The sequence below is a fragment of the Granulicatella sp. HMSC31F03 genome (assembly GCF_001807725.1).
Taxonomy (GTDB): Bacteria; Bacillota; Bacilli; order Lactobacillales; family Aerococcaceae; genus Granulicatella; species Granulicatella adiacens.
The window spans coordinates 153,482-167,490 of the sequence record NZ_KV790849.1; the positions used below are offsets into that span (position 1 = coordinate 153,482).

Annotated in this window: 6 protein-coding genes and 1 tRNA gene; 6 read left to right on the forward strand and 1 reads right to left on the reverse strand. The window is 39.4% G+C overall.

Annotation, left to right across the window (positions count from 1 at the left end; genetic code table 11):
* The first annotated feature begins 36 nt into the window (after window positions 1-36).
* From HMPREF3106_RS03355 to HMPREF3106_RS03380, 6 genes are all read left to right on the forward strand, one after another.
* On the forward strand, window positions 37-5,424 hold the full coding sequence (locus tag HMPREF3106_RS03355) for a MucBP domain-containing protein (RefSeq protein WP_070444409.1): 5,388 nt from the start codon (window positions 37-39) through the stop codon (window positions 5,422-5,424).
* Between the two features lie 117 nt (window positions 5,425-5,541).
* Window positions 5,542-5,694, forward strand: coding sequence for a 50S ribosomal protein L33 (rpmG, locus tag HMPREF3106_RS03360; protein WP_005607156.1), 153 nt, complete (start codon window positions 5,542-5,544; stop codon window positions 5,692-5,694).
* A gap of 1,105 nt (window positions 5,695-6,799) precedes the next feature.
* Window positions 6,800-8,197: an MATE family efflux transporter gene (locus HMPREF3106_RS03365; RefSeq protein WP_341460583.1), complete on the forward strand. Its 1,398-nt coding sequence runs from the start codon at window positions 6,800-6,802 to the stop codon at window positions 8,195-8,197.
* Window positions 8,194-9,906 carry an ABC transporter ATP-binding protein gene (locus tag HMPREF3106_RS03370; protein WP_070444411.1) on the forward strand — a complete coding sequence of 571 codons (1,713 nt, stop codon included), beginning with the start codon at window positions 8,194-8,196 and terminating at the stop codon, window positions 9,904-9,906. The genes HMPREF3106_RS03365 and HMPREF3106_RS03370 overlap by 4 nt, the downstream gene beginning before the upstream one ends.
* A gap of 112 nt (window positions 9,907-10,018) precedes the next feature.
* Window positions 10,019-11,560, forward strand: a complete 1,542-nt coding sequence (locus HMPREF3106_RS03375) for an ABC-F family ATP-binding cassette domain-containing protein (RefSeq protein ID WP_070444413.1) — start codon at window positions 10,019-10,021, stop codon at window positions 11,558-11,560.
* A 154-nt stretch (window positions 11,561-11,714) separates the two neighbouring features.
* Window positions 11,715-13,754 carry a SpaA isopeptide-forming pilin-related protein gene (locus HMPREF3106_RS03380; protein WP_070444415.1) on the forward strand — a complete coding sequence of 680 codons (2,040 nt, stop codon included), beginning with the start codon at window positions 11,715-11,717 and terminating at the stop codon, window positions 13,752-13,754.
* Window positions 13,755-13,815: 61 nt separating this feature from the next.
* Here the strand turns inward: HMPREF3106_RS03380 and HMPREF3106_RS03385 are convergent.
* A tRNA-Arg gene (locus tag HMPREF3106_RS03385) sits at window positions 13,816-13,887 on the reverse strand.
* Between the last annotated feature and the right edge of the window lie 122 nt (window positions 13,888-14,009).

A 14,009-nucleotide genomic window follows, 5' to 3' on the forward strand; every position in this document is an offset into this window, starting at 1 on the left:
GCATAGGGTTTTAGAAAAAAAGGAGATATCGCTTTAATGAGTTTAAAAGGTAATGGGAATGAAAAACAAAGGTTCTCGCTTCGAAAATTAAATTGTGGTTTAGTTTCTGTTTTAGTAGGGATGGCCTTTTTTGGTCCAGTAGCTTTTTCTAGCGAAGTCGATAGTGAGAAGACAGCAACAACTGAAACAGTAGTTCAAAAGGATGTTCAACAAACAACTCAAGAAAAAGACCTTGTTGAAACAACGACTCATTCTGAAACGACAGAGGAAATAACTACAACAACAAGTCACACAGAAGAGACTCAAGCACCAAAAACAAGGGCTAAAAGATCTGCGGAGGAAGGTAGTAAATCGAAGGCTGATGGGTTTACGTTAACGGTAAAAAGTCCGTCTCATCCAGACCATATCATTACCAATAATGAACAAAAGATTCAGTCTGTCATTTCGATTGGCGCAACGGCTCCAAAGTTTTTAAGTCCGAATGCAGAACTTCGTGTGAAGTATTGGAGTAATGACCCGCATGAAATTATTAATTTATCGATTCCGTCAAATACGGAAGGGCAAAGAATTCCTTATTTGAACACTCCAAGTCCAATCGATAAAGCCAAAGACCCAACCGTAATGTATACAGCAAAAATTAGTGTAGGTGAAGTGAAATCAGGAGACGCAATCTCTATTAAAAATACGGTCTTTGCTCAATTTCTTTCACAAGGGCAAACCTACAATGTAACGTATGAATTAGTCGATAATGGGGAAGTGATTACAAGCGTTACGGAGACCTTCACAACGAATCTTCCAGATCCTCAGTTTTGGGCGATGAAGTATACGCAAACGGAATATTTAACGAGTTTTGATTCTAATGGGAAAGTGAAAAGCTCAGTTCCACTCCCGTTTTCCGTAGTGCAACATCCAAATTACACGACTGGGTTAATTGAAAAGGTTACTTTAACCGTTCCTGAAGGATTTAAGATTACCGAAGATTCCAAGAAAAATGGTTGGAAGCAGAATGGAAATACGGTCACTCGTGATCATTATTTCAATGCTGCAGGTGAAGTGCCAAATTCAAATTTTGGTAGAGCCAACCTGAGTGAAGGCTATGCAAAAATGGAACGCTTATTCACGAATGCGTACACTTCAGGGCTATCTTTTGATACTTCTACTTACGGAACTAGAGAGGAGCTCAGCTCACCTTCTGGAAAAGCTTGGACGATTACTTCAAGAGTAGATACGCTTGATGAAATGGGATATAAGACGACTCAAACGTTTGATACGTCAGGAGTGTTACGCGCACAAGATCCTGAAAATAGCGTGGGTAGTGCATCTGTCTCTTCGTATGTCAATGATTTAAAAGAGTATAATGCATCTGATAAGTATCCTACGGAAGATTTTTATAGAGATGAAATTACCATGGATGAGAGCGACTATGTTTCAGGTAAGTCTGTGGAACTCTCTGATATTGTGATTAAATTTGATGAAAAGAAAACCGTTGGAAAATATAGAGCGATTTTTCATGAAATTCAAGGATTAGATGTGAATTTATCGGCTTTGAAATATGATGAAGCAACTTTCGATGTGTATTCATTAGATGATCCGACGCAAAAAATTACGAGCGTCCATTTGTTTAAATTTACGAATTTAACTTTGCCGGAAAATATATCGGGGATTATTTTAAAACCGACAGGAAAAATGACGCAATTATCGGCTGCCCAAGCAAAAGGATTAAGAATCTTTACGAGATTCCAACCAACGAGTGAGGCAGATTTACCTTCTAAAGCTCCTGTTACCCTGAATCATACGATTTCGATGGGCGATGGAAAGAGCACTTCTATTACAAAATACCAACGTCAAGAAGTCATTTTAAATACTAAACACTATTGGGGAACGGATACAACAAATTCCTCAACGCCATTTTACTCTCAACAAATTGCGATTGAAGCATCCAATTATAAAGACAATTCTAATAAATTAGTGAAGTTAAAGTATGATGAAATTGTAGAAAAAGCCAATGCCATGGTGACATTTTCAATTCCACCAGAGCTTACGATGACTCTTAAAACTGGAGAAACGCTGTCTGGTGGAACCTACACTAGAGCGCTAAGTGATTTTGCGGAAATTGGATTTGATGCGAATAATGTTTGGAGATTTGATTTCCAACTAAAACCGACAAGCCCAGATGTGAAAGATGGTCGCTATGATTTAACTTGGTACTTAACATGGGGAAGTGCGAATGAAGAAATTAGACGAGCGACTTACGGAAGAAACCCGATTTCTGGAGATGAAGAAACGACAAAAAATGTAAAGACTTATGTGATTTCGAATCATTTAACGTTTGGTTCACAAACAAGTGCTTCTAATAGAATCGGGTCTTACACATCCGCTAAAACGGATGTAGAAAAAGATGTAGATTTTACTATCAAATCCACTTTAATCAACACGTATGATTCTTCTATTACTGGAGGAATTGGAATTCAGTACTTACCGAGAAAAGGGGTTGAAAACTCTACTTATGATGTATTGTTGACGGGTCCAGTAACCCCAGCTCCTGGTTTTAAAGTCCAGTATACAGTTGACGAACCGACAAGAGATCGTGATCAAGATAATAATCGCTTAACTTGGACGGATTCTGTTTCTGATTACTCCAAAGTGACAGCTGTAAGATATGTTCAAACTGGAAATGATTTCCCGAAATATAATGATTTTATCTTGCCGGTGAAGACAACTGATCCATTGAAAGTGGAGGATGTCGCATATACGCAAGTAGGGATGAAAGCGTCAGGATTTGATAAGTTCATCATGTCAGATCCAGTACAAATGACGCCACGAATTTGGACGGAAGATTTTGTGGCTCTAGATAAGACTGGAAATAAAGTTGCAAATCTGGTGGAACAAAAGAAAGCTACTAAGAAATTCGTAGCTTCAACGGATAAAGAGTTCCCAGGGGTCCACTATATTCGTTCAGAAGAAGATCCTAATGGCAATGTAACGCATGTCTATGTACAAACAGGTTCAGTGAAAGTAAATTATCAAGACGAAGCAGGTAATACGATTAAGGATTCTGTAGTAGATACACCGAATGACCCTGTAGGAAACCTTTATGATACAACGGACCATAAACTAACCCTGATTAAGACGGCTGAAGGTAAGTTGTATGATTTATTGCCAGATGCCACAAAAGGGATTGAAAAAGGGGAAGTCGTAAAAGGTGAAACAGAAGTCACCTATGTCTATAAAGAACGTGCTAAAGGGGAAGTCGTTGTTAAGTATGTCATTGAAGGGACTTCTGAGGAGATTAAAGACGCAGTGACAGACACACCGTCGACTTATCTTTTAGATGAGAACGGAACTCAAGCGACGTATGATACGACGGATCAAAAGCCATCGACCATTACAAAAGATGGAAAAGAATATCAACTCGTTGAAAAAGCTGTTCCAAACGAAAAAGGAAACTTAACGGAGGGAACAACAACCATTACGTATGAATACAAACTAGTTACAGGAACCGTGACAGTGAAGTATGAAGATGAAAATGGTCAACCGATAAAAGAAGATACTATCATCACTCCGGCAAACACGCCGAAAGGAACTGCTTACGATACCACGACCGAAACGATTCGTCCGCAACAAATCGAAAAAGATGGAAAGACGTATGAACTAACTTCAACTACTCCTAAAGCAGGATCTGCATCAGAAACAGGAACTGTAGAAGGCGATAAAGTCGTGACGTATGTTTACCGGGAAGTGAAAGGCTCTGTGACGGTTCATTATGTCGATACGCAAGGGAAGACCATTAAGGCTTCTGTAAAAGATGTTGAAAATGGCTCTGCAGGTTCGGACTATGATACTACAGACCATAAGCCAACGGTAATCAAATCAGAAGATGGAAAGCTTTACGATTTAGTTCCAGATTCGACCAAAGGACAGGAAAAAGGAAAAGTAGCTAAAGGTGAAACAGAAGTCACCTATGTCTATAAAGAACGTCCGAAAGGTGAAGTCGTTGTTAAATATGTCATTGAAGGGACTTCTGAGGAGATTAAAGACGCTGTGACAGATACACCATCTACCTATCTTTTAGATGAGAACGGAAGTGTAGCGACGTATGATACAACGGATCAAAAGCCATCGACCATTACAAAGGATGGAAAAGAATATCAGCTCGTAGAAAAAGCTGTTCCAAACGAAAAAGGAAACTTAACGGAGGGAACAACAACCATTACGTATGAATACAAACTAGTTACAGGAACCGTGACAGTGAAGTATGAAGATGAAAATGGTCAACCGATAAAAGAAGATACTATCATCACTCCGGCAAACACGCCGAAAGGAACTGCTTACGATACCACGACCGAAACGGTTCGTCCGCAACAAATCGAAAAAGATGGGAAGACGTATGAACTAACCTCAACAACTCCTAAAGCAGGATCTGCATCAGAAATAGGAACTGTAGAAGGCGATAAAGTTGTGACGTATGTTTACAGGGAAGTGAAAGGCTCTGTGACGGTTCATTATATCGATACGCAAGGGAAGACCATTAAGGCTTCTGTAAAAATATTGGATCAAGCTTCTAAAGGAACGCCATATGATACGACTCCAAACCGGGAGAAAGAAATTGTTTCTGAAGATGGAAAGACTTATAAATTATCTAGTGAGGCTCCTAAAGAGGGTGCAGATAAGGTCTCTGGAATTGTCCTTAAGGGAAATACCGATGTCACTTATGTTTATCGTGAAGTGAAAACTTCTATTACTGTTCAATATGTAGATGAGGATGGAAATGTTCTTCAAGATAAAGTTGAGAAAAAAGAACTTTCTACTGGAGAAAAATACGATACTACATCTGATAAGCCAGTAACGATTACAAAAGATGGCGTATTGTACACGTTAATTCCGACGAAAACTCAAGGAGAAGAAACTGGAACTACGACAAAAAATCCTATAGAAGTGACTTATGTATATCATAAGGCAACTACGACTTGGATGGATACAAACGGAAAAGAGTTACTTCCTGCTAAAGCTGGTCAACATCTAGATACAAAAGGTACAGATCTTCCAAGTTACAAACTTGTGTCAACAACGACGAAAGAGAACGGCGATGTTGTGAACGTATACCGCCAATTGACAACGATTTGGGTGGATACAGATAACAATGTATTAAAACCTAAAGAAGATGGTGAAAAAGAGCAAGGAAAAATTGAAGGATATGAATATGTGAAAACAATAGTGGATGACGATGGAAATAGGACTCATATTTTCAAGAAGAATTTAGAAGTAACTACAACAACTTCACAATCTTCAAATCCGCCAAGCTCTAAAGAAGAATTACCAAACACAGGAACTGGAGTAGATAGTATATTCTTTAGTTCTGCTACCATTAGTGTGTTAATGGGATTAGGCCTTCTGAAATCACGTAAAAAAGATGAAGAAGAATGAAAATAAAAATCAAAAATCAGTGGTATTGTGAATTGACAAAGCGAACGGCATTTGTTAATATATACCAGTATGAAACTCAATGAGTTAATGAAATAAATTGAATGAGAGGTGTCATCCATGCGTATCAACATTTTATTAGAATGTGCTGAAACAGGTGAACGTTTATACTTAACAAGCAAAAACAAACGTAACAATCCAGAGCGTTTAGAATTAAAAAAATATTCTCCAAAATTACGTAAACACGTTGTCTTCAAAGAAACTAAAAAATAATTTTGAGAAATTCCAAAGAGTTAGGCTAGTTGCTTAACTCTTTTTTTGTGCTTTGGTAAACTGGCCGCAGGTCTTTTGCGAATCATTTGGATAGTCCATAGTTGCTACAATAGCTGTACCGGCGTGAGCCTTAGGTCTCACTACCTATCGAGCCTCAAAGTAGGAGTAAGGAATCAATTCCTAACTCCTACTAATTCGCATCGATTACACTCGCTATTGTTGCTACTATGGACCAAATGATTCACGAGACCTGCTTGTATAAAAAATGTTAGGGAGTGCGTAATTCTTTGAATTTCGCATTTTTTATTTCTTTGGCCAAAGTGTTTAGTAATTTTTCTTCAGGGAAACGGGAATGAGATTATGAGTGCTTCTTACGGAGTTGAAAAGACTTTAGGTCTTTTATGAATCATTTGGGTCTCTATAGTAGCTACAATAGCTGTACCGGCGTGAGCCTTAGGTCTCACTACCTATCGAGCCTCAAAGTAGGAGTAAGGAATCAATTCCTAACTCCTACTAATTCGCATCGATTACACTCGCTATTGTTGCTACTATGGACCAAATGATTCACGAGACCTGCTTGTATAAAAAATGTTAGGGAGTGCGTAATTCTTTGAATTTCGCATTTTTTATTTCTTTGGCCAAAGTGTTTAGTAATTTTTCTCAGGGGAACGGAAACGAGTTTGTGTGTGCTTCGTACGGGCTAATGACAGAATGAGATGCTTCTTAAAATCACGTGCTCTGAAATTTTGTTTTGCAAAAGGATAGGAAGTTGTTTATTTATCCAATCTGGTGGAGAAAGACAGAGCAGGGCTTTTTCTACCTTCTAAGATGCAGAGAGGCTCGCGAGAAGGACATGGGATTCTATAATAGCAGTAATAGGGGATGGCGCTAAAGGCGGATTAGCGGGAGTTAAGAAGGGTTCATTACTCCCGCTTTGAGTTTTAGAGGTGAGAGGCTTTGGCTCGAACCGGTGCCCTATTACAGCTATTATGAAGACATCCCATGTCCCAAAAACGAGCCTTTATACTCTTATAGAAAAGCAGAAAAGTGAAATTGTTCATGGTATGTGTTCACAGAGGTGGGGATATCATGTATACTAGAACAGGTGATATTTTTGGAAAAACAAAATTTTATAACGACGGGGCATATTAATCGTGTAATTTTAACGATTGCGACTCCGTTAATGATAAATAATTTAATTCGGACTTTATACAATTTGACGGATGGATTATATGTGGCGCAACTCTCAGCAGAAGATTTTGCGGCAACAGCGTTTATTTGGCCGTTGAATTTTTTATTTATTTCTCTTGGAATGGGGATAAGCGTTGGAGCAACCGCGCTGATTGCTCAATATTTTGGAGCAGGAAAATTCAGAGAAGCTAAACGTTATGCGGGAAATGCGATGATTTTAACGTATTTCTTTGGATTCTTGTTATCCGTAATTGGCTATTTCTTAGCACCTCTATTCGTGGAATGGATGGGGGCAGAGGGCACTTTTTTAGCAAAATCCGTATCGTATTTGAAAATTAATTTTATTGGACTCTTCTTTGATTTTTGCTATTTTGGATATCAATCCTTGCTAAATGCACAAGGAAGAACACGCACGATTACGATGATTAGTGCGGCTTCTTCCATTTCAAATGTAATTCTAGATCCTATCTTTATTTTTGCGACAATTCCTTTTGTAGGCCTTACCGGGTTGAACTGGGGAATTGAAGGGGCTGGATGGGCAACGGTCATTGCTAAAGCATTGTTACTAGTGCTTGCCATTCGTGCGGTTCGTAAGGAGTCAGAAATTCAAATTTATTTGAAACACGTCAAAATTGATAAAGAAGTGATGAAAGAGATTCTAAAAGTCGCATGGCCATCTGCATTTGGGTATGGAGGAGCGGCATTAGGATTCACAGTTTTAAATGGACTCATTCAGTCATATGGAACGTCAGTGCTGGCCGCGTACTCGATGGTAAATCGCATCTCGGATTTACTGACGCAACCACAGATGGGAATCGGTGCAGCGTTAACCGCCATTATCGGACAAAATATGGGGGCTGGTCTTTATGAACGTTCTCATGCCATCTTTAGACGCGCGTTACTATGGGTTCTGATGATTTCAACAGTCGGCTGTATAGTTGTCTTCTTCTTCCAGTCTCCTATTCTTGGAATCTTTATCAAAGACAGAAGCGATGCCGTTCTTTGGGCAAATGCCGTTGAGTATTTAAACTATACCGCCTTTATTATTTTCTTCATGGGCTTATTTTCAGCGTACAACGGATTCTTCCAAGGATGTGGCGTGACGAAATACTCCATGAATATGTCAGTTGGACGTCTTTGGATCTTGCGCCTGCCGATTATTTGGGTGCTTGGAGCCTTTACAGCACTTGGGGCAACCGGTGTATGGATTGCCATGTTATTATCAAATGCATTAACCGTGCTTTATGGGCACATTGTCTATAAGACAAAAGACTGGAGTACATTACATTATGCGAAAGGAGAGCAAACGTGATAAAAGATTTTATTCATTACTACAAACCCTATAAGAAGTTATTCTTACTCGATTTTACGTGTGCGGTAATCGTGGCCACTCTCGAGCTTGCCTTTCCAGTAATGGTGAGAAGTGTCATTGATAACATCGTACCGTCTCAAAACTTACAACAAATTCTACTCGTAGGGGCAGGACTACTAGCACTCTATGCTTTCTCGACGACTTTAAACTTTATCGTAGTTTACATGGGGCATATTTTAGGGATTAACATCGAAACGGATATGCGCCGTGAGTTATTCGCGAAAGTCCAAAAACAATCTTTCTCGTTCTTCGATAATATGAAAATCGGGGAATTGATGAGCCGCTTATCGAGTGATTTGTTCGATATTAGTGAGTTGGCGCACCATGGGCCAGAAGAATTCTTCATCGCCATTATGACCTTAATCGCTTCGTTTGTGTTGATGTATCAAGTGCATCCAACACTTGCACTATTGACGATTTTCTTCGTACCGATTATTGCGGTGGCACTTGCGGTATTTAACCGCCGCATGTCTCGTATTAACCGGAACATCTATAAAGGACTTGCCAACTATACGGCAGGCTTGGAAAATGTACTGAGTGGAATGCGTGTGGTGAAGGCTTTTGCCAACGAAAATCACGAGCAACAACTCTTTGAAGAGCTTATTCAAGAATATCGCTCGAATAAAATTGCTTTTTATCGCACGATGGGAACAAGCAGTAGTTTCAACTACTTATTAATGCGCAGTATTAATCTCTTTAGTTTAATTGTGGGGGCGTACTTTACGGTGATTGGGGATTTAACTCCGGGGGAACTTGTAGGATATATCTTACTAGCCAATGTGTTCGTGGGACCAATTAATAAAATGAACTCGATGATTGAGTTGTATCCAAAAGGGTTCGCAGGATTCCGTCGTTTCAAAGAATTAATGAATGTGGAAATCGATATCGAAGATGCACCCGATGCGATTCCGGCTCCTGCTTTTGAAGGACGTGTGGAATATAAAAACGTGGGATTTGGATACGAAGAAGATAAGAAGGTGTTGGAACATATCAACTTAACGGTGGAACCAGGGCAAACCGTTGCCTTCGTTGGACCAAGTGGAGTTGGGAAAACAACGCTTGTGAACTTACTTCCACGTTTCTATGATTTAAAAGAAGGTGAAATCTTGGTCGATGGGACCAACATCAATCGTTTCACCCTACAATCGCTTCGCCGTCAAATCGGTATTGTGCAACAAGATGTATTCCTTTTTAATGGAACGATTCGCGAGAATGTATTGTACGGAAGACTCGATGCAACAGATGAGGAAGTGGACCGTGCCATCGAGCAAGCGAAACTGAAAGAAGTTATTGAAGATTTAGAAGATGGAGTAGATACACATATCGGAGAACGCGGTGTGAAATTGTCAGGAGGGCAAAAACAACGCCTCTCAATCGCTCGTATCTTCTTGAAGAATCCTTCTATTTTAATCTTGGATGAAGCAACAAGTGCGCTCGATACGCAAACGGAGAAATTCATTCAACAGTCGTTTGACGAGTTAGCAAAAGGTAGAACGACCTTTATTATCGCTCATCGCCTTGCTACGATTAAAAATGCAGACCGTATTATTGTCGTTACTGAAGACGGACTGACAGAAGACGGCACGCATGAAGAATTGCTCGCCAAAAACGGAGCGTATGCGGCCTTATACAAAGCACAATTTAAATAGCAGAAAAATGCGGAGTAGGAATTCGTTTCTTGCTCCGTATTTCTTTTGGCTTTTTTTGAATTTATCGCAAACTATGATACAATGTCCCAGAGAAAACTTAAGGAGAACGTTGATGAGTATTTTAAATGTAGAAAAATTAACACACGGATTCGGTGAAAGAGCCATCTTCAATGATGTGAGCTTCCGTCTATTAAAAGGGGAGCACATCGGACTCGTTGGAGCAAACGGTGAAGGGAAATCAACCTTCATGAATATCGTGACTGGACAATTACAACCTGACGAAGGAAAAATCGAATGGTCTAAAAATGTGAAAGTTGGATACTTGGACCAACATACAGTGCTTGAACCAGGAATGACCGTTCGCAGTGTCCTTCAAAAAGCCTTCGACGATTTATTTGTAGCAGAAGCGCGTATCAATGAATTGTATATGGCAATGGGTGACGCAAACGAAGACGAAATGAACGCGATGCTAGAAGAAGTGGGCGAATTGCAGGAGCGATTAGATAGCCACGACTTCTATATTCTCGATGCGAAAATCGATGAAGTAGCGCGTGCGTTAGGCGTTGCAGCCTTTGGGATGGATAGCGACGTGAGCGAGCTCAGTGGTGGTCAACGTACGAAAGTATTGCTTGCAAAACTATTATTAGAAAAACCAGACATTTTATTACTCGACGAACCAACAAACTACTTGGACGTAGAGCATATCGAATGGTTGAAACGTTACTTACAAGAATACGAAAATGCATTTATTCTGATTTCGCATGATATTCCATTCTTAAACAGCGTCGTGAACTTGATTTATCATATGGATAATCAAGAATTGAATCGTTATGTGGGGGACTATGATCAGTTCCAAGAAGTGTATGCGATGAAGAAAGCGCAACTGGAGGCAGCTTATAACCGTCAGCAAAAGGAGATTGCGGACTTAAAGGACTTCGTAAACCGGAATAAGGCGCGTGTTGCAACGCGTAATATGGCGATGTCTCGTCAGAAGAAACTGGATAAGATGGAAGTTATCGAATTAGCCAGTGAGAAGCCAAAACCAAAATTCGAGTTCAAGACTTCCAGAGCTCCTGGTCGTTACATCTTCCAAGCCGAAGATTTAGTGATTGGATACGACCGTCCATTAACAGGGCATGTGAATCTTGAAATGGAACGTGGTCAAAAGATTGCGATTGTCGGTGCAAATGGAATTGGGAAAACGACACTCTTGAAGAGCTTATTAGGGATTATTAAGCCATTAAACGGAAAAGTAACACGTGGGGACTATATCGACCTTGGGTATTTCGAACAAGAAACGCCAAAAGGAAATCGTAAGACAGCCTTAGAAGAAATCTGGGATACTTTCCCATCGATGACACAACCAGAAGTACGTGCAGCGCTCGCTCGTTGTGGATTAACCAGTAAGCACATCGAGAGCCAAGTGCAAGTACTCAGTGGGGGAGAACAAGCAAAAGTTCGCTTCTGTAAATTGATGAATGAAGAGTCAAACGTGCTCGTACTCGACGAACCGACAAACCACTTGGACGTTGATGCAAAAGAGGAATTAAAACGCGCCTTACAAGAATATAAAGGAAGTATTTTAATGGTTTGCCATGAGCCTGAATTTTATGAAGGATTAGCAACAGATATCTGGGATTTTTCTTCATTATAAGAATCCTACAGACAGAAACTAGTTTCAAAATGATTAGAGGTAAGAGAAAATTCTTCTTACCTCTTTTTTGCGAGATAATATCAATAGACTTCACTCTAATAAAATTGTATATTATTCTATATTATTATGTTTATTTATAGAAGGGGAGGTAAATATGAAACAAAAACAAAAATGGCTCATTTTATTGGTTACTGTAATGTCACTCTTTTCATTAATTTTTTTAGCAAATGAACAATCCGTTGCCTCTGAAGTAAAAGAACTTGAAAAAGTCGTGACAGGTGTTACTTTATTAGATCAATTAGACAATACATTAGAACCTGACAAAGATGGAGTGTATCAATTAAGAACGAATCAAGGATATCGATTGAGAATGACCTTTGATTTGTCAAAATATAATGGGAATCTATCAAATGGTGATAATTTTAAAATAAATATTCCTGCACCTGTATCATTATACGGAAATAATGATATGGAATTAGTCGACCCTACTACTAATGTGACAATTGCGGATTTGAAGTTTAACGATAATGGAGACGAACAAGGGGGTACCATCACGGTTACTCTTAAAAATCTAGAGGAGTACTTAAAAGCGAAGGGTGCGAACGTCGTTAAGGATGTTAATGGAAATTTCTCTCTAAACTTTTTATACAAAAAAGACCTTACGAATCATAAATTAGTATTAGATTCTAAGTCGTTAGTAGAGACTTTTGAACAAACCCATACAACAACGACACAACAAGCAAGACCAACCGTTGGATATGAAAATTTCGCAAAAAATGGGGGAACAGCCCAAAAAATTTCTTGGACTTCTGATAAGCTAAAAGAAATTGGTTCAGTAAGTTCTGGTCAGTTCCTTTCAAGATGGAGAGTTCGTGTAAATACGGGGGGACAAGATTACGGCCCTAACTTGGTATTAAATGATGACTTACCAAATGACCCAAGTGTTGCAGCTATTCAATATATTCCAGAATCGTTAAAAGTGTACCGTTCTCCTTCTCTAACAGATAGAACGTCTGCGACTCAAACAGACTCGGTTCTATTAACTGAAGGGGTCGAATATACCGTTAATTGGAATGAAAATTATACGAATTTTAGTGTGACTTTTAAAGATGGTTCTCAAAAATATTACGTAACTTATGATACTACGACACCAAATAATGGTGCGAAGGTAAAAAATGTTATTACACTTGCTAAACAAGATGGAACATTATTAACACAAAGAAGTAATGTTACAAGAACTGCTTTTGAAGCAACAGCCACTTCTTTGTATTCAGGGACGATTGTTGCGTCAACTGCGTATCAAATTCGAATTGTAAAAGTAGATACCTTTAAACTAAACCCTGTTGCTGGTGCAGTATATGAAATTACAGATCCAGATGGTGGAAAATTCGAAGTAACAACGAATGAAAAAGGGATTGCTACTTCAAAAGCATTTGATGCAAAATATGTTGGTCAAACTTTTACAATTAAAGAGAAAAAAGCACCTGCTGGATATGAGATCGATGACAAAACATATACATTGGTTCTTGGAAAAGATGGGGTGTCTTTAAACTTAAAAGATAAGCCAATTACGACGACAACTACGACAACGACAACAACGGAAGCACCAACGACAACAGTAGCGCCTACAACAACGGAAGCACCAACAACGACGGAAGCTCCAACGACAACAGTAGCGCCTACAACAACGGAAGCACCAACAACGACGGAAGCACCGACGACAACAGTAGCGCCTACAACAACGGAAGCTCCAACAACGACGGAAGCTCCAACGACAACAGTAGCGCCAACGACAACAGTAGCGCCAACAACAACGGAAGCACCGACGACGACGGAAGCACCGACGACAACAGTAGCGCCTACTACAACGGAAGCACCGACGACAACAGTAGCGCCAACGACAACAGTAGCTCCAACGACAACGGAGGCTCCGACAACAACATCTGTTTCAACAACAGTTACTACGACAGAGTCTAGAACGGATAGTCTAAGCACTACTCAAAACTCAACAAGTAATTCAGGCGTCATCAACGGAATCCCTTCTGAGGACACTTCGAAGGAAGAGTCTCAAAAGGACTCAGAGTTGCCAAATACTGGAACATCTGTTGGAAATACTGTTATGGTAGCGATGATGCTAATTCTTTCAGCAACAACTCTTCTTTTCTTTAGAAAAAAAGAGGCTTTCAATAAATAATAGATAAATAAAAAAAGAAGCAGAAATTTCTGCTTCTTTTTTATTGAATCAATGATTTTAGAGCCGCCTAGGGGAGTCGAACCCCTGTTATAAGAACCGGAATCTTATGTGATATCCACTACACTAAGGCGACATTCGAATAATAGTGTACCTAATTTTAAGGAGTTATGCAAGTTTGGTTTGATGAGGGTTTAAATTTTAAACAAATTCGTGTATAATAGATTTATTCTAAATTGAATTTTCTTTTTTCACCTG

What these genes read in the sequence shown, in the direction of transcription:
- HMPREF3106_RS03375 (WP_070444413.1), top strand. Translation starts at nt 10,019, where the DNA reads ATGAGTATTTTAAATGTAGAAAAATTAACACACGGATTCGGTGAAAGA.
- rpmG (WP_005607156.1), top strand. Translation starts at nt 5,542, where the DNA reads ATGCGTATCAACATTTTATTAGAATGTGCTGAAACAGGTGAACGTTTA.
- HMPREF3106_RS03355 (WP_070444409.1), top strand. Translation starts at nt 37, where the DNA reads ATGAGTTTAAAAGGTAATGGGAATGAAAAACAAAGGTTCTCGCTTCGA.
- HMPREF3106_RS03380 (WP_070444415.1), top strand. Translation starts at nt 11,715, where the DNA reads ATGAAACAAAAACAAAAATGGCTCATTTTATTGGTTACTGTAATGTCA.